The following is a 24,935-nucleotide window of genomic DNA, read 5'->3' on the forward strand; positions in this document are numbered from 1 at the left end:
CGAGAACGCGGGCGCGCAGGCATGGTCGCTAGATTACGAAGAGGATCACCGCCATGAACTGGAAGATGCTGCCGGCGAGCACCCACAGGTGAAACACGCTGTGCAGATAGCGCACGTTTTTGGCGATATAGAACGGCACGCCCGCGGTGTAGCACACGCCGCCGACGGCGAGCAGGGCAAGTGCCACGGGGTTGAGCAGCGCAACAAGTTCGGGCAGCTTAAAGACAACGAGCCAGCCCATCAGCAGGTAGACCAGGCCGCTTACCCAATGCGGCTGGCGCTCGCGTAGGAAGCACTCGAGGGCGATGCCGATGATGGCGATGGCCCATACGGCAAAGAACAGCACAGCGCCGCCGTCGTTTGCGAGCGTGATGAGGCAAAACGGCGTATAGCTGCCGGCTATGAGCAGGTAGATGCAGCTGTGGTCGATGATGCGAAACACGCGCTTGGCGCGCGCGGGCTGAATCGCGTGGTAGAGCGTGGAGGCTAGGTATTCGAGGATAATGCTGACGCCATAGACAATCGCCGCGGCCATATGGGCCGGGCCTCCGCCGCGCAGGGCGGCGAATACGATCAGGAGCACCAGGCCCGCGATACCCAGCAGGCAGCCGACACCATGGGTGACGGAGTTCATGATCTCCTCGCCCACTGTGTAGTGTGGAACGACCGCGGTCTTGGGTCGCGGCTTAGAACTGTCGCTCGAATCGGACATGCCGGTTACATCCTCCAACGTAAAGAGTTCTCAACACTATATCAAAGCGTCTAGGTACGTGCGAAATTTGCACCATACGTGACCCTTTGTTTACCCATTCTTTGCCTGTTGACGCATCAACGGCGAACGTCCATAATGCGCTTGCATTAAATGTTGATGTATTAACATCTTATAGGAGAATACCGCATGGCTCAAAACGCACGTTCCCATCGAAAGCTCAAGATAGCCGGCATCGTTGCACTAGTGGTTGTCGTTGCGCTGCTCGGATTTGCCGGCAACTTTCTGTTTGACTTCGCGCTGAATCCCCGCGCGCCATACACCATGAAGATGATGCAGGATAGCAAGAACGACAAAGAAGGTGAGCAGCCGGATGCCGAGGATACCGAGGCGCGGGCGTGGTTTAAGGAGAACCGCGAGAGCAGCAGCCTCACCGCGGACGATGGGACCGAGCTTGCCGCCTGGTATTTTGCTGCGTCGGAGAGCGCACACGACTACGCCGTCTGCCTGCATGGATATACCAACGAGCCCATCGGTATGGCCCGATACGTCAAGCGATTCCACGACCGCGGCATGAACGTACTCGCACCCGCCGCCCGCGCCCACGAGCGCTCCGGCGGCGACTATATCGGCATGGGCTGGCCCGAACGCCTCGACATCGTCGCATGGATCGAGCGAATCGTTCAGGCTGACCCCAAGGCGCGCATCCTGGTCTTTGGCGAATCCATGGGCGCGGCGACCGCCATGAACGTCGCGGGGGAATCTCTGCCCGCAAACGTGAAATGCATTATCGAGGACTGCGGTTATACGAGTGTTTGGGACGAGTTTTCTCTGCAGCTCAAGGACGTGTTCGGCCTGCCCAGCTTTCCCTTGCTCGATGTAGCAAACTTGGTGTGCAACGTGCGCGCGGGCTACGACTTTCATAAGGCGAGCAGCGTGGAACAGCTCAAGCGCGCGACGGTTCCCATGCTGTTTATCCACGGTGACCAAGACACCTTTGTGCCGTACAGCATGCTCGACCAAAACTACGACGCGTGCGCCAGCAAGGTCAAGCAAAAGCTCACCGTCCATGGCGCCACCCACGCCAAGAGCGCGCAGGTCGACCCCGAACTCTACTGGAACACGGTCGACGACTTCCTCGACGAGTATTTTTAGGCAAAAAGCAACGTCTGGGGTTTTGTTGCCAAAAATCGGTTTGTGGTCGGCGCTATTCGATTTTCCTCGCACTTCCAAAAAGCCGCCCGTGGGCGCTGTGCTCACGGGCGGCTTTTGCTCAACTTACGCTACAAAGGCGCTTATTTTGTCCAATAGCTAGGCGCTACTTGACCTCGATAAGCTCGTACTTGCTCGTGCCCAGGCCGATCTTCTCGGCATGCGCGATGCACACTCGCCAGTCGGTGTCGGGATGCGTGATGCAGAAGGGATCCTTGGCCTGCTCGCCCTCCAGATGCTCGTGGTTGTGCTCCATCTTGGCCGCGCTATCGGTGAGCTCGGTGTTTGGCAGCGGCTCGGATGCCATGACGGCATCGGCGCAGGCCTGGTCGATGGCGACCGGGTCGAAGCTCGCGAACATGCCGATGTCGTTGACGATAGGCGTATCGTTTTCGGGATGGCAATCGCAATTGGGGCTGATATCCATGGCAAGCGAGATATGGAAGCTCGGGCGACCGTCGACGACGGCCTTGGTGTACTCGGCGATCTTGCAGTTGAGCACGTCGGCCGCGGCGTCATAGCCGGGCTTGATGCAGTCCTGGTTGCATGCCGCAATGCAGCGACCGCAGCCCACGCAGCGATCGTGGTCGATGGTGGCCACGTGCACCGTGCGGGTGTTGCCGTTGGCAAGCTCGCGCTCGCGGGTGTCGTTGAACGAGACAGCGTCGTGCGCGCAGATCTTTTCGCAGGCACGGCAGCCAACGCAGTGCTCGGTCGAGACGTTCGGCTTGCCGGCGGCATGCTGCTCCATCTTGCCGGCGCGGCTGCCGCCGCCCATGCCCAGGTTCTTCATGGCGCCGCCAAAGCCGGCCTGCTCATGACCCTTAAAGTGGGTGAGGCTGATCACGATATCGGCATCCATGAGCGCCTGACCGATCTTGGCCTCGTGCACGTACTCGCCGCCCTCGACCGGAACAAGCGCCTCGTCGGTGCCCTTGAGGCCGTCGGCAATGATGATCTGGCAACCCGTAGCATACGGGGTAAAGCCGTTCTGGTAGGCGGTATCGATGTGCTCGAGCGCGTTTTTGCGGCTACCGACATAGAGCGTGTTGCAGTCGGTGAGGAAGGGCTTGCCGCCCAGCTCCTTCACGACATCCGCGACGGCGCGGGCGTAGTTGGGGCGCAAAAAGCTCAGGTTGCCCAGCTCGCCAAAGTGAATCTTGATGGCGACGAACTTGTTCTCGAAGTCGATCTGCTCGATACCGGCGTGACGGATGAGGCGCTTGAGCTTGTCGAGCTGGCTCTCGCGAGCATGCGTGCGCAGGTTGGTGAAGTACACCTTAGCGGGTGCAGTTGCGGTCATAGATCTATCCCCTCGGTCTATATGGCGTTACAGACATAGAGGATGGTACCAGTTAAAGCAGAGTTAAAGTCAAGTACGGCACCTAGTCATTGGGGACGTTCTTAAATGACTACTCTTGGACTTTGAGGGCTTCGGCCAGACTGACGCGCTTGATGGAGCGCGTGTGCAGCAGCGCCACGACCAGGTAGGTCGCAAAGCCGATTCCTGCGCACGCCGCCATGGACCAAGCGGGCACGTAGATCTCGATATTGCCGTTATAGGCGAGCAGCATCGAGCGGAAGATGGCCGTTAGCGAGCCAATAATGACCGGCAGGCTCAGCACGAGTGACGCTGCCACGCACAACGTGATCGAGCGGATGTACAGATGCGAAATCTCGCTATCGCGATAGCCAAAGACTTTCATGTAGCTGATCGAACGGGCGCTGTGGTCGATCACAGCCTTGGTCAGCAGGTACATAAACAGCAAGAAGATGAACACCGCAAGCCCAACCATCATGCCGATCATTTTGCTCATCATGCCGATGAACTGGTCGCCCACGGCGCGCATGTCGTCGGGCGTGGTATCGCCGGCAAAGTAGCGCGCGTCGAGGTCGAGCTTCTCATCGCTCACATAGCCGTTAAAGTAGGCCGCATCGTTGTCAAACAGCTCGTTAAAGTCTTCGATACTCATATAGACATTCATATCCGACTTAGAGCCCCAAACGCAGTCCTTGCCCACGTACTCAAAGGAATAATTCTCGCCCTCGTACTTGTCGCGAAGCTTAACCTTCTGGCCCTCGCTCCAGCCAAACTTGTCGAGTAAGCCACCGCCAAAGACGACGCGTCCGTCGCCGACGTCCAGCCCTTTCCAGTAGCGCGAATCGGGCGAGATGCCGTAGACAGAAATCGTCTCCTCGCCATTACCATCGCCGCGGTCGTATTGCAGCTGGTAAACGGCATATTTCTCGGCCTGCGCGATTGCGCCCGCGCCGTTGTCAATCGTGTTGACCGGGTGAATGTCGTCGTTGTCGGTGTCGATCTTAGAGGCCTTGTCAATCAGGTCGATAGCCTCGTCGCGGTTGCAGCCGAGGATATCGGCAAGGTCATCGAGGCGCGCATAAAGCGCATCCTTCTTGTCCTGAACCTTGGCGAGCGCGTCCTGCGCCGCGGCCAAGCTCTCGGCAGACGGAGCGCTGGTCGCGGCATCGGCTGCCGCCTGCGCCGCATCGGCCGCGTCGTCAAGCTCGTCATCGGCATCCTGAGCGGCGGAAAGCAGCGCGCCGTCAACCGACTGCAAGCGCTCGAGTGCCGACCACTGCTCGCGCTCCTCGGCAGTACCCTCGAGCTCCAGCGGCGCCTTGAGCGTGTACTGGTGTTCGGCGACCAGGCTTGTCTCGAGGTTATCCGCATAGTGCGTCATCGTGGGCAAAATCGCCAGGCCAAAGAGCAGCAGCAGCGACGCAAACGCAATGCCCACGAAGAGCGTGGCGAAGTTGCCCAGGTTGCGCAGGAAGATACGCAGGCGGAAGCGGGAAACAAAACCCATGCGCTCCGGCAGCTGCAAGCCGCGCTTGGTGCCCGATTTGCCGCTCGCCTCGTGACGAAGGAACTGCAACGGCGTCTTGCCCATCTTGCGAAGCAGGCCCACCAGCGTGATGAGGATGAGCGCGGCGGCGGGAACCACGGCGCACTTCACAAAGATCTCCCAGCTCCAGTACACCTGGAAGGGCGGCAGGCTATACGAACCGTAATAGAGGCTGCGCATGGGCTCGGTAAAGAACACAACGCCGAGCGCAGTGCCCAAAAGCGCCGCGACCACGCCCACGATAGCGGGAAGCGCAAGGTAGTGCAGCACGATCTCGCGTCGACGATAGCCGCTGGCGAGCAGCGTGCCGATGATGGCGCTCTCCTCCTCGATGGTGGCGTCGGTAAGGACCACAAAGACGAACGCCATGATCACGATGATGATGTCGAGCAGCGTCATCCACATCATGGAGTCGCCGTCTACGTCGTCGCGCGCGTAGCCAATGCCCTGGTTGGAATCGGCGTCGATGAGGTCATCCACGCGCGCATCGGCGTCGGTCAGCGCCTCGACCATATCCTGCTCGGCGTCGATGCGGTCTGCGGTGGAGAGATCGCGATCGGTAAAGGTGAAGGAGTAGGTGTAGGCAGGCGCGCCGCCGGCATCCTCGAGCGCGGCAAAGCCGGCGTCGGTGACCTCGGCCACGCCATAGGTGATGGTGTTGACCGTAAAGTCCGAGTTGTTGAGGAACAGCGCCTGGCTATCGGGCTGGGTCATGATGCCGCAGATGGTGTAGGTGCGACCCTCGAGCTCGACTTTATCGCCCACGGCGAGGTCGTTGTTGGTGGCGAAGACACGGTCGATTGCCACCTCACCGTCCGTCTTGGGCTCCTTGCCCTCACAGTAGGACGCGATATCGACCTTGGTGCGGTGCGCATAGGTGCGCAGCGTGCGCTTGGTGCCGTCGTCGCCGGACGCCTTTTTGATGATGGCGTCGATGGAGAAATTCTTGTAGAGCGTGACGCCGCCGACGTCACTGGCGGCATCCTCGGCAGCCTTGAGTTGATCGTCGGTAGCCTCGAAGGAGGTGGTCACGCGGCCGTCCTCAATCGTGTACGCATCGCGCATGTCGTCGATAAGGCAGCCGATGGAATGCGCCGCGAGCAAAAAGCCCGATGTAAGGGCAATGCTTCCGCACATAAGCAAAAAGATGCCCAGGTACTTGCCGATATTGCGGCGCAGCTCGCGCGGGAGACGTTTTGCGAGAGGTGTCATGGCGCCGCCTACCAATCGAGCTCGGCAGCCGCGACGGGCGACTCATTGAGCTCGTCCTCGACGATGCGCCCGTCGCGCAGGCGCAGCACGCGATTGGCCATGCGGGCGATGGCAGCATTGTGGGTGACGATGATAATGGTGCAGCCGTACTCGCGGTTGACGTCCTCCATGAGCTGCAGGATTTCCTTGGATGTCTTGTAATCGAGCGCGCCCGTGGGCTCGTCGCACAGCAGCAGGCCCGGGTTTTTGACGAGCGCGCGACCGATGGCGCAGCGCTGCTGCTGGCCACCCGAGACCTGGCGCGGGAACTTGTTGCGGTGCTCGTAGAGGCCCAGCGAACGCAGCAGGTCGTCGACATTGAGCGGGTTTTTGGACAGGTGCGCCGTGACCTCGATGTTCTCCTTGATGGTGAGATCGGGCACCAGGTTGTAGAACTGGAAGACAAAGCCCAGCTCGCGGCGGCGATACTCACCCAGGTCGGTAGGCTTGAGCGCCGTGAGATCGCAGCCGTCCACCAGAATAGAGCCGGCGTCGGCATCCTCCAAGCCGCCGATCAGGTTGAGAAAGGTCGACTTGCCCGAACCCGAAGGCCCCAGCATGACGCAAATCTCGCCGCGATTGATGGACGTGTCGATGCCGTCGAGCACCGTCAGGCGCGCATCGCCGTCGCCGTAGTGCTTCTTGAGCCCCTTGACCTGGACGTAGGCTTGCTTCGTCGCCATGCTATCCCCCATTGTTAGCCTTGTACTACTTTATGAGGGTAATAGTAAACCTTGGCGAACTATTTTTGGGCGAGGCCTGAAATTTATTTCAGACTAGTCATTGGGGACGTTCTTAAATGACTAGTCGCTGGGGACACTCTTTCGCCGCCCGGCAGTTGGGGACGTTCCTTTCCTACCGGCAGTTGGGGACAGCCCTTGGCAACCCGGCCGGCAAGCCGGCGGTTCGGCAAAGACTGTCCCCAATGACTAGTCGTTTAAGTCTGTCCCCAATGGCCACTCTTGGTCGTTTAAGTCTGTCCCCAATGAGTACCCAGTGACTAGGTGGCTAGGCGCGGGACTTGGCGCGTGCGAGGGCCAGGCCTGCGGCGGCGATGGCCATGGCAAAGAGCGCCGTGACGCCCAGGTCGCAGGCGATGTCGCCCAGCACGGTGGACGTCAGGTCCGCGGCGAGCGCCTTGCCGATCGCGTCGTTCACCCAATATGTCGGCACAAAGTGCGCCACGGTCTGCACGGCCGGGCCCATCAGCGACAGCGGCATCCAGGCGCCGCCCAAAAACGTCATGAGCATGCCGAGCAGGTTGCCCACACCGTTGAGCAGCTCCTCGCGCGCGCCCAGGCTCGAAAGCGCAAAGCCAACGGCCAGCGGCGTGCACGCCAGGGCAAACGTCGCCGCCAGTGCCAGACACACGCGACCCACGCCGACCTCGACAACCGCGCCGGCAAAGCCCACGACGCCCATCATGCTCGACACAAACCAGATGCAGACGGTGAGCACCGCGGCAGCCGCAAACACGGCAAGCGAACGCTGGCGCCCGGAGATTGGGCCGGCCTCCATGCGGCGCACGCGCTCGGGCTCGTTCATGCCCGAGAACACCAGCCCCACCGACACGATGACAGACGAGATGATCGCGTACGCACCAAAGTTGAAATACGACTCGAGCGTGGCGGCGGCTGTCGAGTCGACCTTGACCTGCTCGATCTCGACCTCGGCACGCTTGGTGGCCGCATGTTCGGCAGCCTTGGCGACGTCGCCGTTGGAGGCAGTGGGCTCAAGCGCGGCCGCAGCACCCGCGAGCGAGATCCAGCGCGAGGCCTCGGCAGACGAAAGCGCTGCCGCCATGGTGCCGGAACCATAGGTCACGTCGAGCTTGGGCAGGGCCTCCCCCGCGCGAGCGGCTGCGACGAGGTCGTCCTCAAACCCCTCCGGGATAAAGAACACGCAGTCAGCGCTGCCCTTGGCGCTGTTGCTCTTGGCGAGCGCATCCGCAAGGTCGTACGTGTCGTCACCAACGCCCGTGACCAGCTCGAAGCGCGACCCCAGGTGCTTGGTAAGCGCCCGCGAAAGGTCGCTATTGTCGCGGTCGACCACGATCACGTTGGTGTCGTAGGGCTTGTACTCGGTAAGCTGCGACGAGTTCCAGCTCACCGAGGCCGCGATGAATACGCCCATGAGCGAGATGAACACCGTATAGATAAGCAGGTAGAATGGGTGCGCCAGCGCCATGCGAAGCGCGGTCTTAAAGGTGCTCATAGCGGCTCCTTCCAAAGATCAGCGTGGCGGCGGCAACGAACAGCAGCGCCATAAGGACGAGCGCGCCGGCGCGAACGGCAAAGGGGCCCAGGTCCTCAAAGAAATACAGGCGGTTGAACATGTCGCAGATAAGCTTGACGGGGTTGAACCAGCACTCGGCCGGGCAGGCGCGGGCGACGTCGTCGGCAAGCGCCATCGCCGGCTCGCCGTAGAGGCCGGCAAACAGGGCGCACGTGGTGGCGAAGCCCGTGAGGATGCCCGACTTGGACGCCTTGCCGCCCTTAACGGGAAGCGTGCCCACAAAGAGCCCCAAGCCCGTGGCGGCAAGCGCGGAAGCGGCACCGCCCACCAGACACAGTCCCTCGCGCCCGCCAAAGTCGACGCCCACGACCAGGCGCACGTAGCCAATCGCAATCGCCATCGAGGCAAAGGAGACCAGCCACGAGCCCACAAAGATACCGGCTAGCGACGCCGTCTTGGAAAGACCGCCCACGCAGCGGCGCGCGCCAAGGCCCGACAGATTGGGCTGCAGGTCGACGACGCTCAAGGCGGCAAACTCGGCAGACATCATCGCGACCAGGCCAAAGAGCGCGTAATAGTAGATGACCGTGCCGTCGGGCGTGGTGCGTGTCAGGCTCACGCGGCGAGTTCCGCCCTCGAGCGACAGGGCGCGCGCAACCGCCTCCGGGTCGGCGAGCGCCGCCGGGTTGTCCTGGGCAATCTGGCGCATGAGCTCGGCATTTTGTGTATACGAGCTTGCCACCGTCTCCAAAATGCTGCGGTCGGTGAGCACCGACGACGCACGCGAGTTGTCATAGCTCGAAAGCAGCGTGAGCTTGGGCGTGCCCGCGTCGTCGACCGTATAGATGCCCGCGACTTCGCCGGCCTTGAGTGCACAGTTCGCATCGGCTGCGTCGTCGCACTCGTGGATTTCGAGCAGCTGATCGTCGCCCTCCTTGGCAAGCGACGTCGCCACGTCCTTAAAGGTCGAGGCGTCCCAGGCCTCATCCGCTACGACGGCAACCGGCACCGGGTCGACCGTGCCGTCGGAGCTCAGATTCGCAAACATAAACATGAACATCGTGGAAAGCGCAACGGGAAAGATCGCGCCCCAGACCCACGTGCTCGGCCGGCGCAGCAGCGTCTTGACCGTAATGATAATGGTGTTGAACATAGCTGCCCCCTAGTCGCGCAGCTCGCGGCCGGTGATCTCGAGGAATACGTCGTTGAGGGTCGGCGGCTCGCTCCACACGCGGCCGAGCGCCACGTCGGCGGCGCGCAGCGTGTCGAGGATGTCAACCAAATTGTGCGGGCTCGCTTCGCAGGTACAGATGAGCTCGCCGCCGGACAGCTCGACGCTGAGCACGTGCTCGAGGGCGCGCAGCCGCTCGATCGTGGCAGCCTCGACGGCGCCGACCTCGACAGTCACGCGCTCGCCCATCTGAATCATGCGCTTGAGCTCGTCGTTGGTGCCCTGCGCCAGCACGCGCCCGCCGTCCATGATCATGATGCGGCTGCAGATCTGCTCGACTTCCTCCATGTAATGGCTGGTATACACCACCGTGGCGCCCTCGTCGCGCAGGCGGCAGATGCCCTCCAGGATGGCGTTGCGGCTCTGCGGATCGACCGCCACCGTGGGCTCGTCAAAAAAGATGAGCTCGGGCTTGTGCGCGATGCCGCAGGCGATGTTGAGGCGGCGCGCCAGGCCACCCGAGAGTTTGCCGGGGCGGAACTTGGTAAAGTCGCCCAGCCCGACAAAGTCGATGGCCTCGTCGACTGGCGCGCGACGGCGCTTGCGGTCGTTGACGTAGAGGCTGCAGAAATAGTCGATGTTCTCGCGCACGGTGAGTTCGTCGAACACCGCCACCTGCTGCGGCACCACGCCGATGCGACGCTTGAGGTCGTAGCGGGCGGGCGTCATGGGCTCGCCGAACAGCTCGATGGTGCCTTTGTCGTAGGCAAGCAGCTGCAGAATACAGTTGATGGACGTGGTCTTGCCCGAGCCGTTGGGACCCAGCAGACCAAAGATCTCGCCGGGGGCGATGCTCAGGTTAAAGTGGTCGAGCGCGATAAGATCGTCGTAGCGCTTGACGAGGTTTTCGACGTGGACGATGTCTGTCATGAGGCGGCCCTTCCGTTGATTGCGGCCCGGTACGATTCCATCATCGCAGGAGCCGCCGGCGCGCACCAGTGAGCTTTGTCACGAGTGCGGGGCTCGGTCGCGCGGCCTGCCGACGTCCCCGCTTTGCCGCACGGGAGGAATGTCACGGTTGCGCAGGCGGCCCCTCCACCACGCGCGGCTTCGCGTACAATACCCGTATGAACAGGCTTTTCGACAAATCGATTGTGCTGGCGTGCTGCATTGCGGCCGCCATGGGCCTTGCTGCGGACGCTCGCCTGGTCGCGGCCTTTTGCCTTGGCGTTATCGCCACCTCGCTGGCCGAGGTCGCACAGGGGGAACGCACGCACCGTGTAAGCGAAGCCGCGAGTTACGCTTACATCATCGTGGCCGTCTTCGCGCCGCCGTTTGTGCCGTTTGCACCTCTCGCCCTCTATGACATCGCACGACGCGTGCGCCGCGAGCACGCCTGGGTCGCACTGGGCATTGGCGTCGCTTTTGTCTTTGCGCTCGTCGCGGACCTTCGCGCCGGCGTGCTCACCGCCCGAACACTTCTGCTGACCGCCATCCTTTCGGTTGCCGCCACCTTGCTATCGCTACGTACTGCCCAGCTGGAGCGCGAGCAGCAGCGCATGCGCCGCACCCGCGACGAGCTGCAGGAACGAGCCCTCTCGCTCGAGGCGCGCAACCGCGATCTTGCCGACCGCCAGGACTACGAAGTCGAGCTCGCGACGCTCGCCGAACGCGCCCGCATCGCGCGCGAGATCCACGATAACGTCGGGCACCAGCTCACGCGAGCCTCGCTGCAGGCCGAAGCCCTACGCGTGGTTCACGCCGACGAGCCCAGGGTTGCCGCCGATTTCGCCGACGTCAAACGCACGGTTGACGAGGCGCTCCAGCTTGTGCGCACCAGCGTCCACGCGCTCAACGACAACGCCGTCGACCTTTCCGTGCAGCTCGAACGCATTGTTGAAGGCGCGCGCTCGGACGGCGGCCCGCAGATTGAGCTTGAAGTTTTGGCCGAGCATGCACCCGCAAACGTCGCCAACTGTTTTGCGGCGGTCCTGCGCGAGGCGCTTTCCAACGCCATGCGCCACGCTTGCGCCCAGACCGTCACCGTACGATGCATGGAGCATCCGTCGTTTTACCAGCTCATCGTTACCGATGATGGCGCGGACGCGACCCCGGCGAGCAGCAGCAACGTCGTAGAAGGCATGGGGCTCGCCTCCATGCGCGAGCGCGTCGAGGCGCTTGGCGGAACCTTCACCGCCGGCCTGCGCGCCGGCGCCCCCGGCTGGCGCGTGTTTGCCACCGTCCCCAAACAGCAAGGAGATGAGGACCGATGAGGCTCATCGTTGTCGACGACGACCGCTTAGTGGTCGATTCGCTCAAGATTATCCTGGGCGCCCAGCCGCAGATCGAGGTAGTGGGTACCGGCGCCAACGGCAACGACGCGGTTTCGCTCTATGCCGAACACGCACCCGATATCGCGCTGCTCGACATTCAGATGCCGGAACGCGACGGCCTATCGGCGGCACGCGAGATCCTTGAGCACGAACCCACGGCACGCGTGGTGTTTTTGACGACATTCTCGGATGACGAGTACATTGTGTCGGCGCTTAAACTGGGCGCCCGCGGCTACCTGATTAAAACCGATGTCGCCGCCATTCCACCAGCGTTGGCGCAGGTCATGGCTGGCAAGCGCGTGCTCGAGGGCAAGGCGATCGAGGACATCGATTTTGACGGAACGGACGTCGAGGCGGGCACGCCCCGCCGGCCCGCAGCCTTCGCCAGCCTGACCGACCGCGAGTTCGAAGTCGCCGAACTCATCGCCCGCGGCCTCGACAACAAAGAGATCGCCGCCACCGCCTACATGGGCGAAGGCACCGTGCGCAACCACATCAGCTCAATCCTGGCAAAGATGGGCCTGCGCAACCGCACGCAGATCGCTATCGCCTACCTGCGAGGGTAGTTGCCCGAAGACCGACCGTTCCGGCATAGCAAAATGGCTGCTACCGATTTAAGGCCATTTCAAAACTATGCCGGTTTACGGGGCCAAACTCAGGACCCCCATCCATACCCGCGTTTTCTGCAAAATGACGGCTCGTCTACCTGCGGTTTTATTTTCACGAATATCGGCATGGTTGGAGACTCGTAACTCAGCCCCGTAAACCGGCATAGTTTTGTTCGGGCGGCCCTGCACGAGTGCCTCCGCCAGCCTCACGGGACCAAAATGATCCGTTTTCCTCCGCCCCCAAGGGATCAGCCGGAACCGCGCGCCACGAAACCGGCCCATCTACTACGTTTGACTCGACACCCCTGACCATACCTTCGTTTTGAGCATAACCGCAGGCGTTCTACCTGCGGTTATGTTTTGGCGTTTTTTGGCATGGTTGGAGGTAAGGGGCCAAACGTAGTAGATGGGCCGATTTCGTGGCGCACCCACCTCCCCCACGCACAAAAATGCCGCCACGGAGGAGGGAGATGCCTCCGTGGCGGCTGGGGGTGGGGTGGGGGCTACATTTCTGGCTCCCCGCCGGCCGCCCGGGGCCTTTTGGCCCCGGGCGCTACCAGCGTGCCTAACGCTTACGGATACCCCAGACCAGGGCACCGACACCGGCCATGGCGATGACAAATGCCATAAGCAGAGCGGCAGCCTGCTGGTCGCCTGTGGTGGGCAGGAAACCCTTGACCGTCTTGACGATGTTCGTCACGGTCTTGGGCGTGCCGGGATCGGGCGTCGGCACGGGCGTCTCGGGCTTCTTGTACGTGTTGTTGAACACGATACCCTCGACGCTCTTATCGCCCTTGGCAAAGGCGACATTCGCCTTGAGGTTACCCTCGCCGTCATCGGCCACGTTGACGGTCGCGGTAAAGACGGACTTGTCGTAGGTCATACCGGCCTCGTCGCCCTTGACCTCGCTGATGGTGTAGACGTACGTACCAGGCTCGTCGTACTCGAACTTGTCGAAGTTGATCTTGCCGTCGGCATCGTTGGTGACGGTGGACTCGATGCCCTCGCCAACGAGCTTAAAGCTAAACTCGTCCTTCTTGAGCTCGCGTCCCTCGAGCACCTTGACCGCGCCGATGGAAACCTGCGTAGGCATGGCGTGATACTTGTTGGTAAAGCCAGCCGACTCGGTGGTTCCCTCGAGCTTGTGCGTCGCGGTCAGCGTGCCGTCGCCGTTGTCGGAGACGGTGGTCACGACGGTGTAGGTCGTGCCGTCATAGGTGACGCCCTTGTACAGGCCGAGCGCGTTGGGGCAAGCCTCGCGCAGCATGTACGTGTGCGTGCCGGGTGCCTCGTAGCGGATCGGGCTCAGCGTAACGTTACCGTTGACGTCGTTGGTACCGCTAGCGACAACCACACCGTCCTCGAGCAGCTCAAACGTGAACTCGCCAGCTGCAAGGTCGCGGCCGGTCAGACGCTTAACCGTCTTGACCTGATCGGTCACGGAAGAATCGGTAGGTGCCACGCCGTACGTGTTGGTGAACGTAAAGGCCGCACCGTCGCCGCCGTCGCGCTTGACGATCAGATGTCCGGCACCGTCATCGGTCACGGTGTAGGAAACCTTGCGCGTGGCGTTGGTGTCGTTGGTCACGCCAGGGGCGCTACCGGACTCGGCCACCGTGTAGGTAAAGGTGTGCGAGCGCGGGGCAGCGGGATCTGCGGGCTCGGACTCGTCGCTGGGCTCGTCGGCGTTGGCATCAGCGTCGGCGTCGGCCTCTTCAGCCTCTGCCTCGTCGGCCTCAGCCTCGTCAGCTTCGTCTGCCTCGGCCTTATCGGTCGCATCGTCCGTCACGCCCAGGGCGCGGTTGAGGTCCTCGAGCGTAAAGTGGATCTTGCCAAAGTCCACGTTGCCGGCCGCGTCGTTGGTTGCGGTCGTGCGCTCGGGCATCGGGGCACCCGCCTCGTCAGCGGTCACGGTAAAGGTAAACTTACCCGCGATGTCGGCCGGGGCCAGGCCCTCGGCTGCCTGGAGCTTCTTGGTGCCGATGAGTGCGGCATCCACGGCCTCGGCGCCGTAGACGTTTTCGAACAAGGGCTCGACGCCACCGTAGTCGACCGTTGCCGTCAGGGTACCGTCACCGTTGTCGACAACGATAACCTTAAAGCCAAAGCTCCACGTTGTAGCGGAAACGCCATTCGGCAGCCCGAATAAATCTTCGTAGGCCGTGTAGTTAATGGTCCAAGCGAGCTTACCGTCCTTGTCGGTACGATGGGCAAGCCCAGCCGCCTCAAGATTGGCAAGCATCTCGGTGTCGTAGTGCAGCGCATCAAAGCTCACATGCCCGCCGATATTAGGCTTGAGGTTTTCGTAGCCCACAAGCTCGCCCTGATAGGCAATGCCGAACCAGAACTCGCCGTCGGCCATCGGACGACCGGTCAGGGTCTTGGTGGCGACAACCTGAGCAGCGGTACCACCAGGCGTATTGGTCGTAGCGCTGTAGCTGTTGTGGAACGGAACCAGGGCACTCTCGACCTTGTTCTCACCGCTCTTGTAGACCGTCGTATGCGTACCCTCGGGACCGCCGGAGACGGTCGTCGTGGCGGTAAGCGTACCGGCACCGTCATCGGCGACGGCGATCGTCACGGTACGCACGGCGTCGTCGTAGGTGTAACCGGGCTTGCCATCATTCTTCTCGGCTACGGTGTACGTGAAGGTCTTGCCGGCGTCAGCCTGCGTAAACTTGACCTCATGGCCAGCCAGGATGTCGATCAGGCCGACCGTTGCCTCTGCCGTCGCAGGGGACTTGAAGTTGTTGGCTCCGGGCAGCAGGCCAAGCGCGTTGGCCGAGGCCTCGTCGGCAGGCGTCACGGTAAACGTGAACTGACCCTCGGTCATAGGACGTCCGGAGAGGCTCTTGCTGAGCTTGAGGCCGCCGGCCGCGGTGTAGTTAAGCTCAGTGCGGTACGTGTTGGTGAAGCGTCCGTTTTCCTTCTTGGTGACATTGGCGGTCAGCTTGCCCTCGCCGTCCTCAGTCACGGTCACTTCGGCGGTCGCGACATGCCCGTCATACGCCATGCCGGCCGCGTTACCCGCGTTCTCGCGGATCTCGTACGTGTAGGTTCCGGCAGCCGTGTAGCGGATCTTGCCGAACTTGACGGCAGCGATGCCATCCTTCGCATCGTGCTTGTTCACGGTCACGGTTGCAGGATCGGGCAGCGGGGTGCCCTCGGCGGCGGTGATGGTAAAGCTGAACTCGTCGGAGTCCGTCCAGTCGCGACCGTCGATAGCCTTACTCAGATCAAAGTCGAGCTCTGCGTCGAGCGGGGTCACGCTGTAGGTGTTCTTGAAGGTCGCAGCCGTGGCGTCCTTCAGGACATGCTCAGCCTTGAGCGTGCCATCGCCCTTGTCGGTAATGGTGGTCTCGATGGTGTACTTGGCGTCGCCGTACGTGATGCCCTTGCTGGTGGTTCCGCCGTTGACCTCGCGCAGCGTGTAGGTATGCTTGCCGGCCTCGGTGTACTTCACGGCGTTCATCGTGATGTTGCCTTCGGCATTGTTGGTGCCGGTGGCGACGACCTTGGCGTCCTCGCCCTCGCCCTCGACGAGCTCGAAGAAGAACTCGCCGTCCTTGAGGTCGCGCCCGGTCAGGAACTTGGTCGCGGTGACCTGGTCGGTGACACTGAACTCGCCAGGATTCGGCTTGTAGCTGTTGTTGAACTTCGCCTCGTCGGCTCCATTCAGCTCATGCTTTACCACGAGCTCACCCTTGCCGTTGTCGGTGACGGTCGTCTCGATGGTGTAGGTCTTGCCGTCGTAGGTGATGCCGTTGCCGGCGTCGCCCGGGACCTCGCGCAGCGTGTAGGTGTGCTTGCCGGCAGCGGTGTACTCGATGGGGCTCATCGTGATCTTGCCGCGGGCGTCGTTCTTGCCGGTGGCGACGACATCGTTACCCTCGACGAGCTCGAAGGAGAACTCGCCCTCCTTGAGGTCGCGCCCGGTCAGGAACTTGGTCGCGGTGATCTGGTCGGTGACACTGGAGCTCTTGGGGGCCACCGTGTAGGTATTCTCGAAGATCGCCTCGTCGGCGTTCTGCAGCTTGTGCTCCACGCTAAGGGCGCCGTCGCCGTTGTCCTTGACGATGGTCACGATAGTGTACTCAGAGGTGCTGTAGGTAATGCCGTTTTCGGTGGCGCCGGCCTTGGTCTCGCGCAGCATGTAGGTGTGCTCGCCAGCCGCGGTGTAGGTGACGGAATCCATCACGATCTTGCCGTCGGCATTGTTGGTGCCGGTGGCGACTACGTTATTGCCCTCGACGAGCTCAAAACGGAACTCGCCGGCCTTGAGGTCACGGCCGTCCAAGGACTTGATCGCGGTAATCTGGTCGGTGACGCTGGAGCTCTTGGAGCCAGGCTCGTAGGAGTTGGTAAACTTCGCCTCGTCGGCGCCCTTCAGCTTATGCTCTACGCCGAGCGTGCCGTCGCCGTTGTCCTTGACGACAGTCTCGATGGTGTAGGTCGCGGCATCGTAGGTGATACCACCGACGTTGCCCCTGACCTCGCGCAGCGTGTAGGTGTGCTTGCCGGGCTTGTCGTACTTCACGGCGTTCATCGTGATGTTGCCTTCGGCATTGTTGGTGCCGGTGGCGACGACCTTGGCGTCCTCGCCCTCACCCTCGACGAGCTCGAAGGAGAACTCGCCGTCCTTGAGGTCGCGCCCGGTCAGGGACTTGGTCGCCTTGACCTGGTCGGTGACGCTGGACTCAGTGGGGGTCAGATTGTAGGAATTCTTGAACTCAGCGGTCTTGGCATCCTTCAGGACGTGCTCGGCCTTGAGGGTGCCGTCGCCGTTGTCCGTGATGGTGGTCTCGATGGTGAACTTGGCATCGCTGTAGGCGATGCCCTTGCTGGTGGTTCCGCCCTTAACCTCGCGCAGCGTGTAGGTGTGCTTGCCGGGCTCGTTGTAGGTGATCTCGCTCATCGTGATCTTGCCGCCAGCGGCGTTCTTGCCGGTAGCGACAACCTTGTCGCCCTCGACGAGCTCGAAGGAGAACTCGCGGGCTTTGAGGTCGCGGCCGGCCAGAACCTTGGTCGCCTTGATCTTGTCGGTGACGCTGGAGCTCTTGGGGGTCACGTTGTAGGAGTTCTTAAACTCAATCTTCTTAACGTCCTCGGCGCCCTGCAGCTTATGCGTAGCCACCAGCTGGCCCTTGCCGTTATCGCTGATGGTCGTCACGATGGTGTAGACCGTATCGTCGTAGGCGATACCGCCGGCGTTGCCTGCAACCTCATGCAGCGTGTAGGTATGCTGACCGATCTCGGTGTACTCGATGGCGTTGAACGCAACGTTGCCCTCGGCGTCATTCTTGACAGTCTCGATAAGCTCAGAGTCCTCGCCCTTAATCTCGCGCAGCTCAAAGCTAAACTCGTCGGCCGTAAGGTCGCGCCCGGTCAGGGACTTGGCCACGGCAATCTGGCTGGTAACGCTGGACTCAACAGGATCCGCAGCATAAGTGTTCTTGAACTCGACCTCGCCCGAGGTCTTCTTCACAGAAGCCTCGAGCTTTCCCTTTGCGTTGGGTGTCACCGTTACGGTGAACTCTGCAACGTTCTTGCTGTAGGCGATGCCGTCGACCGTGGTCCCGGCATGCTTCTCGCTAACTTTGTAGACATACGTGCCCGGCTTGTCATAGGCAATCTCGCCAAAGCTAATGTCCGCATGGCCCTTGGTTGCAAACGCAGTCGTGGACCTGGGCATCGGGGCGTTGTCCTCGGACGTCAGGCCAAACTCAAACTTGTCCTCATCCGTCCAGTCGCGGCCCTCGAGCACCTTGGTCAGGCCAAAGTCGGCAGTTATCAACGTTGTCGGCGTGGTATTGAGCGTAAAGCTAATCTTGCCGTTATTGCCCAGGTAGACATTGACCTTCGTCGCACCAGAAACAACCTTCGTGTTGTTCCACTGGGGATTGATCACGTCGCGTGCGGTGTCCGTCGGGTTTCCGCCCACACGCTCCTTGGTGGTGTGAAGCTGGTTGATAAAGGCGAGGCGCGCGGTGCCAGCCTTAATCGACCAGTGATCGCCATCCTTTACCAAAGCACCTTCAAAGTTTTCGAGCTCGCTTCCCTTAACCGGGATCGAAACGGAATCATCGTACGGCGCGCCCGACGAGTTCTGCGCCATAAACTCATCTTTGTACCAATAGGTCTTAGAGCCCGAAGGCTTTTCCGTTGCGAGCTTGGTGCAAGCCGCGTCTGTGTAGACGGGCGTTAGCTTTTGGAAGTAGTAGTAGCTGTTCATAGCAGCAGGCTCAAAGCTTGCGACCGTATCGCCCGCATCGTCGCCGGTCCACTTGTTGGCGTAGAAGCTAACGGTATTGGAATCGGCGTCCTTGTGCTCATTGATGTAATCCTGCAGTCCCGGTACGTTATTGGGAGTAAACAGGTTTTTGCGTGCAATAGCCTTTACGCTCGATGCATACGCAACGCGGATAGGCGAGATGGCATCCGTGGAGTCAACCACAAACGTGCCCGCAGACTCGTCAACGGTAAAACGGCGCAGCGGAATGAGCGATGCGGGGACCTTGACCGTCACGATGTCGCCGCGCTGCGGATTGTTCTCGTCCGCGCGATCAACCGTAATTACAAGATGGGCGAGCTCGCCATCAAACGTATAGGTATCGATGTTGCCATCGGTCGACTTGGTGGCGGCCCCATAGGTCTTGCCGTTGTACTCGGCACCGGTAAAGCTATCGACCTGCATAAAGGCGCCCAGCTCGTCCTCGAATGTGATGTAACCGGAGCCGTTGGGATTGTTGCCCTCGATCTTGGTCGGGAAACCCTTACCCGACGTAATGGCACTCGAGATGTCTGCGAAGACTTGATCTAGCTCTGCAGCGTTGGCTGCAGACTTGTAATAAGTAGCACCGGCAACGCGATCGTCCAGCTTTCCGCTCGTATACGAAGTCGCCTTGGGATAGTTGCTCGACATGGCGTGCATGAATTTATTTGGCTCTGTTAGACCAGGATTGACATGCCGACCTGCCGGCTAACTCGCCGTCTTCCCGTCGGGCACCGGCGTCTTGACCCTCATCTCGAACGGCATCCCGCCCTCCCGGACGAGCGCCCTGAGGAACGCGTTGACGGCGGTGGACATGGACAGGCCGAGCTCGTCCAGGATGGCCGTGGCCTCCTTTTTGGCCTCCGGGTCGATCCGGATCGTCGTGGCCGGTATATTCGACGGCATGGCCTCACCCCTCCTCGTATATCGCGATGCGACCATTCTACCGCCTCTATGCGGCGGGCGCGGCCCAGTAGTCCATGTAGGGCGGCTCCACGTTGAACATGTCGCGGACGCGGCTCCTGCAGACGCCGTGCGCGAGCTGCCGCGCGACCGTGCGCCCGGCGGCGCCGGAATCGGTCGCCATGAAGGTTCGGCACCACCTGAACCAGGCGAGGTAGGCATCGAGGTGCTTCGTCGACACGCCCTTGAACGGCTCCATGAAGGCGCCGAGGAGCGAGTGGACGGTGTTGACCCGGTTGATGGTTCCCCCGGAGCGGTCCTTGGGGTCGTAGGCCGCGTGCGCGGCGACCTCGAGTTCCGCGAGGACGCCGACGTAGGCGGCCGCCCTGTCGGTCGCGACGACCGAGCCGGCCGCGATGCGGCCCCTCAGCGCGTCCATGGCGCGCTCCCTCGAAAGGGCGCCCCGCCCCGTGACCTCGAGGAACGTCTCGTTCGAGTCGTTCACTCCGGTCATAACGCAGATCCGCTCGCGCGACAGCCCGCGTCTGTGCACCTGCTTGCCGCGGTGCCGGGAGGGGCGCGGCATCGTGAACGACCCCTTCGCGTGGTTGCCCTTGAACGACTCGGGGAAGTAGGTCTCGTCGAGCTCGCAGCCGCAGCCCCGCTCGACCCTGAACGAGGGGGAGTAGGCCGAGAGGCACTCGATCAGCCTGTGGCGCATGGTGTAGGCGGTCTTGAGGCAGACGCGGCAGCGCCTCGCGCATTCGCGCAGGGGCAGCATGAGCGCGAAGCACTCGGCGTAGGCCATCCAGGTCTCCTTCGGGAGCCTGCTCGTCCCCAGGATGCGCTCGCTGCCCATGCCGAAGGTCCTGCCGCAGCCCCGGCAGAGGTAGCGCTGCTCGCCGTTCTTCGATTTGCCCTTCTTCACGACCGCGGCGGACCCGCAGCGCGGGCAGCGCTCGATTTCGCAGGCGGAGCCGGCCGCGTCGTCGAACGCCGCCGCGCGGATCACGTCCCTGACGGACTCGATAGCGCGGCGGCGCTCGGTCTTGCTGAGGTTCGCCATGCCCTTCTTGAAGTTGAGGACCAGGTCTTCGGCGTTCATGCTGCCCCCATCATCGCGGTCTATGGGGTCAACGATATGGCACCGTGAGGACACATATATGTCAATCCTGGTCTAACAGAGCCATTTATTTTCATCGCTTGTCTTGTAGCTCGTAGGATCGGCACTGGGATCCGCACCGTCAAAGATGCCGATGGTGTAGACGGTAGCGCCTTTATCTTTCATGCCCTTGGCGGCAGCTATGGCATTGTCGGCAACAGTAGAGCTGAAGTCACGGAAGTCTGTGGGCGTGCCGTCCGTAAAGAACACAACGATCTTCTGGGCATCTTCGCGTTTGGAAGTAATTCCCTCGGCCAGTGCCATGCCGTTATCGGCACGAGTAGCACCAGCAGGGTCAATGGAATTGATTGTTTTCTTGAGGCTCTTTGCGCCATCACCCGAGCACGCCGTCAACTCTTGCATTGTCTGAGAGTAGTTATAGTCATGGCCACCGGAGGTGTATAAATTGTTGCCAACGATACTGGTCGACTTGCCCGCAAACTTTACGATGGCAACCTGGTGCTGCTTGCTCGCGTCCTTAACATTCTTGTTTTGCTCGGCAATGGTATCGATAAAGTGGTTGGCAGCATTCTTGAGCGCATCGATACGCTTGGTCGAACCTCCACCACCCATCTCACCATCCATCGAGCCAGAGGCATCCAGCACCATCACGATGTCGAGCGGCTTGGAAACCAGCGACGTTGTATCGGATGTCGAAGACATCGCCGAAAGCGTGGTCAAAAAGTCCGATTTCCCGTCATCGATTGCCTGGACCGTCTTATCCGTCCAAATTCGGCCGACGTTTTGCGTCGTGACCTTGCTGCCGTCATAGCCGCCGGCCCAGAACTTCCAGTGGTTGCTGGTGTCGTAGTCGACTATCTTTGTCGCTGTCGGTCCGTCCATTCCGGTGCTGGACCTGGCGTTGGCCTCGGGCAGCATGGCAAATGCTGCAGCCGGCAATACCAGCACTACGGCCAGTATCACCGCCAAGAAACCCCTCGTGTACTTACTCATCGCGTCTCCCTTCTCGCGGGCTCAGACCTTGCATCAGCCTAAAGTTACGGAATGAGACACAATTAGGGCAGGTGACACATGTTCCAGATTCTGTTTTGGGCGTGAGACAAATGTCTCACCAAAGTTGAGACACGAGCGTTTTCGCAGGAAAATAGGTGCGACTCAGAGCCATCGGGCCAAAATGATCCGTTTTCCTCCGTCCCCGGGGGCTCAAGGGCTGTCACCGATATGGCGCCATTTCAAAACTATGCCGGATTACGGGGCTAAGCTCGGAGACCTCATCCATACCCCCTATTTTTGAAAAACAGCAAGCGATCTACCTGCGGTTTTGTTTTTGCGATTTTCCGTATGGTCGGAGGTTCGCTATCCAGCCCCGTAATCCGGCATAGTTTTGTTCGCGACGGCACAGCCGCGCGTTTAAGCGCGGGGCCGGTGGGGCATTTTTGCCCCGCCGGCCCCCATTCCAGCGCAATGCCAGCCCCATTCCAGAGCTACTCCGGTTTGGTTTCTACCGTGGGAGTCTTGTCCGCCGCGACTGGAGTGCGCGCGGTGTCCATAGTCAGGCAGTGCTTGGGGCAGCTCTCGATGCACTCACCGCACACCACGCAGGCATACGGGTCGATCGACCAGGTACCACCCTTGCGATCGACCGCAAGCGCGCCCGCCGGGCAACGGCGCGCGCACATGCCGCAGCAGATGCACACGTCCATGTCGTTGACGATATGTCCGCGCAGGCGCGCAGGCGCCGCGAGCTTCTCCTGCGGATAGCACACCGTTACTGGCCGCTTGACCATAGAACCCAAGGCCGTCTTGGCAAATGTCAGCAAACTCATGCCGCGCCTACCTTTCCGTGCAGCTAATGCAGGGGTCGATGGTCAGGATAATCATGGGCACATTGGCAATGAGCACACCCTGCAGCGCATGCGTCAGACCCGCCAAGTTCTGCGACGTCGGCGTGCGCACGCGGAAACGGTCCAGATTTTTGGTGCCGTTGCCGCGCACATAGTAATAAGCCTCGCCGCGCGGCTGCTCAATCACAACCTCGCCGCGCGCGCCGTCGGCCGGCGTAAGCTTGGTGCGCCCGCCAATCCCGTCGTGCGGAATCTTGCCCACAAGCTCCTTAATGATGTCCATGGCCTGCGTGACCTCGGCGCAACGCACCTGGCAGCGGGCATAGCAATCGCCATCGGTAGCAACGATGGGCTCAAACGCGGCCAAGTCCGCATAGGCGCCGTCACCGAACATGCGCACGTCGTAGTCCACGCCCGAGGCGCGGCCGAACGGACCGACCATCGAAAGCTCCAGCGCGTCTTTCTTGCTAATCACGCCCACGCCATGCAGGCGCTCGCCGCAGCTGTTGTCGTCCAAAAACGTATGCACCAGGGCCTCGTAGTCAGGACGCATGGCATCGAGCGTCTGGACAATGCCCGCCAGCTCGGAGTCCTCGATATCGTGCTTAAGGCCGCCGATCTCGTTAATCGACAGAATCACGCGCCCGCCGCAAGTGCTCTCAAAAATCTTGAGTATCTGCTCGCGCAGGGTCCATGACCGATAGAACAGCGCCTCGAAGCCAAAGGCGTCGGCGAGCAGGCCCAGCCACAGCAGATGCGAGTGAATGCGCGAAAGCTCGTGCAGAATGGTGCGGATATACTGCACGCGACCAGGCACCTCGATGCCGAGCATGCGCTCGCAGGCGCTGGCATAGCCGCAGCTGTGGCCCACGGCGCAGATGCCGCAGATGCGCTCGGCGATGTAGCCAAACTGATGCATGTCGCGCTTTTCGGTGAGCTTCTCGAGCCCGCGGTGCACAAAGCCGATCTGCGGAATTGCCTCGATGACGCGGTCGTCCTCGATCACCAGGTCCAGATGAAGCGGCTCGGGCAGCACCGGGTGCTGCGGGCCAAACGGAATAACGGAGCGATGTGCCATGGGCCTTACGCCTCCTTTTTCTGCTTGTCGCGGGCGGCCTTGGCGGCAAGCGCCGCGCGGACCTTGGCCGCTTTCTCGGGATCCATGGCGGCGAGCTTTGCCTCCATCTCGGCAGCCTTGAGCGCGGCCTTCGCAGCAGTTTCATCGTGCTGAGCATCGGAGCCGGCAGCCGCAGCGGGCTGAGCGACGGCAGCGCCCGCAGCATCGCCAGCGCCCGCAGTGCCCTCCCCCGCAGCGGCCGTGGCAGTAGCAGCCTTCTCGGCCGCGGCCTTGCGCGCCTTGGCCTCGGCAGCGGCACGGACCTTCATGGCTTTCTCGCGCGCGGCCTTCACCTCGGGCGTGATAACGCTCATGGGCTCGGCAGTCGAGACCTGGTAGAAAAAGCCCTTAAAGTCAATCTGCATATCGGTGATGGCAAGACCAAACAGGTCGTGCGCTTCGTTTTCAAACGGGAATACTGCCGGATAGTACGAGCTGATGGACGGAATCTCCTGGTACTGATTAATTCCCTCAACCACCAGGTTCTCGATCGCATAGCTGCCGTCCTGCGCAATCTGCTCCTGAGCAACACGAACGTTGATAAACGTATAGACCAGGCGATACGTGCCGTCGTCGACGTTGCGCTCGGCGTGCATTTGCACAAAGCGCGCGCCGACGCCCTTGAGCGCCTGGACATGCGACAGGAGCTCGTCGATCCCGACGGTGGTATAGATAGCCTTTTGCATTACTCGGCCTCCTTTGCAGCGGCGGGCGCGGCGGACCTAGTGGACACGTTGGCCTCGACACCGTCACCGGCACCATCAGCCCCGGCCCCCGCAGCCACAAACCCGTCCTCGCCCAGCTCAACGCCACCGTCCCAGGTTGCGGCACCGCCCACGGTGAGCGGATCGCCACCGGCGCGCATCACGGCCTCTTTCTGGTCCAGGATGCCGCACGCCTCCACGATGGCATCGATCACGGTCTCGGGGCGAATGGCGCACCCGGGCGCGTACACATCCACGGGAATCGCGCGGTCCACGCCGCCGATCACGTTGTAGGCATCGCGGAACACGCCGCCCGAACACGCGCAGATGCCGCAGGCCACCACGCACTTGGGCTCGAGCATCTGGTTGTAGATCTGGCGCACGACGGGCAGGTTCTGGGCATTGACCGACCCCGTCACCAAAAAGATATCCGCATGCTTGGGGTTGCCGGTGTTGACCACGCCAAAGCGCTCCGCATCGAACAGCGGCGTGAGCGAGGCCAGCACCTCGATATCGCATCCGTTGCAGCTCGAACCGTCGTAATGAATAACCCACGGCGAGCGCGACATTTTATGATCCATGGATGC

The 24,935-nt window shown here is 61.5% G+C and carries 18 protein-coding genes; 3 read left to right on the plus strand and 15 right to left on the minus strand.

Going from position 1 to position 24,935, the window contains the following annotated elements; all coding sequences use genetic code 11:
- Positions 1–28: 28 nt before the first annotated feature.
- Entirely contained in the window at positions 29–712 is a 684-nt protein-coding gene (locus OIL77_04245) for a hemolysin III family protein (GenBank protein ID HJI44629.1), read from the minus strand.
- A 186-nt stretch (positions 713–898) separates the two neighbouring features.
- Between OIL77_04245 and OIL77_04250 the strand changes: the two genes are divergently transcribed.
- Positions 899–1,864 (plus strand): alpha/beta hydrolase, encoded by a 966-nt coding sequence (locus tag OIL77_04250; protein HJI44630.1) that lies wholly within the window; start codon positions 899–901, stop codon positions 1,862–1,864.
- 163 nt (positions 1,865–2,027) lie between these two features.
- On the opposite strand, the gene OIL77_04255 is transcribed toward OIL77_04250, so the two are convergent.
- The 6 genes from OIL77_04255 to OIL77_04280 all read right to left on the minus strand — a co-directional run bounded on the left by OIL77_04255 (position 2,028) and on the right by OIL77_04280 (position 10,375).
- A complete protein-coding gene (locus tag OIL77_04255) occupies positions 2,028–3,224 on the minus strand; it encodes a DUF362 domain-containing protein (protein HJI44631.1) in 1,197 nt (398 codons plus the stop codon).
- Positions 3,225–3,333: 109 nt separating this feature from the next.
- Positions 3,334–6,000: an ABC transporter permease gene (locus OIL77_04260; protein HJI44632.1), complete on the minus strand. Its 2,667-nt coding sequence runs from the start codon at positions 5,998–6,000 to the stop codon at positions 3,334–3,336.
- Between the two features lie 8 nt (positions 6,001–6,008).
- Entirely contained in the window at positions 6,009–6,722 is a 714-nt protein-coding gene (locus OIL77_04265) for an ABC transporter ATP-binding protein (protein ID HJI44633.1), read from the minus strand.
- Positions 6,723–7,047: 325 nt separating this feature from the next.
- Positions 7,048–8,253 (minus strand): ABC transporter permease, encoded by a 1,206-nt coding sequence (locus OIL77_04270; protein HJI44634.1) that lies wholly within the window; start codon positions 8,251–8,253, stop codon positions 7,048–7,050.
- Positions 8,240–9,427, minus strand: a complete 1,188-nt coding sequence (locus tag OIL77_04275) for an ABC transporter permease (GenBank protein HJI44635.1) — start codon at positions 9,425–9,427, stop codon at positions 8,240–8,242. Before OIL77_04275 ends, OIL77_04270 begins: the two co-directional genes overlap by 14 nt.
- 9 nt (positions 9,428–9,436) lie before the next feature.
- Entirely contained in the window at positions 9,437–10,375 is a 939-nt protein-coding gene (locus OIL77_04280; protein HJI44636.1) for an ABC transporter ATP-binding protein, read from the minus strand.
- A 197-nt stretch (positions 10,376–10,572) separates the two neighbouring features.
- On the opposite strand from OIL77_04280, the gene OIL77_04285 reads away from it, so the two are divergent.
- Both OIL77_04285 and OIL77_04290 read left to right on the plus strand, forming a co-directional pair.
- Positions 10,573–11,718 carry a histidine kinase gene (locus tag OIL77_04285; protein ID HJI44637.1) on the plus strand — a complete coding sequence of 382 codons (1,146 nt, stop codon included), beginning with the start codon at positions 10,573–10,575 and terminating at the stop codon, positions 11,716–11,718.
- Positions 11,715–12,344, plus strand: a complete 630-nt coding sequence (locus OIL77_04290; protein HJI44638.1) for a response regulator transcription factor — start codon at positions 11,715–11,717, stop codon at positions 12,342–12,344. The genes OIL77_04285 and OIL77_04290 overlap by 4 nt, the downstream gene beginning before the upstream one ends.
- Before the next feature lie 607 nt (positions 12,345–12,951).
- Here OIL77_04290 and OIL77_04295 read toward each other — a convergent pair.
- The 8 genes from OIL77_04295 to nuoB all read right to left on the minus strand — a co-directional run bounded on the left by OIL77_04295 (position 12,952) and on the right by nuoB (position 24,929).
- A complete protein-coding gene (locus OIL77_04295; protein ID HJI44639.1) occupies positions 12,952–19,317 on the minus strand; it encodes a hypothetical protein in 6,366 nt (2,121 codons plus the stop codon).
- Positions 19,318–19,365: 48 nt separating this feature from the next.
- Positions 19,366–19,563, minus strand: a complete 198-nt coding sequence (locus OIL77_04300; protein ID HJI44640.1) for a type II toxin-antitoxin system RelB/DinJ family antitoxin — start codon at positions 19,561–19,563, stop codon at positions 19,366–19,368.
- Positions 19,564–19,609: 46 nt separating this feature from the next.
- Positions 19,610–20,665 carry an IS1595 family transposase gene (locus tag OIL77_04305; GenBank protein ID HJI44641.1) on the minus strand — a complete coding sequence of 352 codons (1,056 nt, stop codon included), beginning with the start codon at positions 20,663–20,665 and terminating at the stop codon, positions 19,610–19,612.
- A gap of 72 nt (positions 20,666–20,737) precedes the next feature.
- Positions 20,738–21,676, minus strand: coding sequence for a VWA domain-containing protein (locus tag OIL77_04310; GenBank protein HJI44642.1), 939 nt, complete (start codon positions 21,674–21,676; stop codon positions 20,738–20,740).
- Between the two features lie 491 nt (positions 21,677–22,167).
- Positions 22,168–22,509, minus strand: coding sequence for a 4Fe-4S dicluster domain-containing protein (locus tag OIL77_04315; protein HJI44643.1), 342 nt, complete (start codon positions 22,507–22,509; stop codon positions 22,168–22,170).
- A gap of 7 nt (positions 22,510–22,516) precedes the next feature.
- Positions 22,517–23,605 carry a nickel-dependent hydrogenase large subunit gene (locus tag OIL77_04320; protein HJI44644.1) on the minus strand — a complete coding sequence of 363 codons (1,089 nt, stop codon included), beginning with the start codon at positions 23,603–23,605 and terminating at the stop codon, positions 22,517–22,519.
- Positions 23,606–23,610: 5 nt separating this feature from the next.
- Positions 23,611–24,330, minus strand: a complete 720-nt coding sequence (locus OIL77_04325; protein HJI44645.1) for an NADH-quinone oxidoreductase subunit C — start codon at positions 24,328–24,330, stop codon at positions 23,611–23,613.
- Complete coding sequence (nuoB, locus tag OIL77_04330; GenBank protein ID HJI44646.1) at positions 24,330–24,929, minus strand: NADH-quinone oxidoreductase subunit NuoB; 600 nt, start codon at positions 24,927–24,929, stop codon at positions 24,330–24,332. The genes OIL77_04325 and nuoB overlap by 1 nt, the downstream gene beginning before the upstream one ends.
- Positions 24,930–24,935: the final 6 nt, after the last annotated feature.

It is taken from the genome of Coriobacteriaceae bacterium (genome assembly GCA_025993015.1).
Taxonomy (GTDB): domain Bacteria; phylum Actinomycetota; class Coriobacteriia; order Coriobacteriales; family Coriobacteriaceae; genus Collinsella.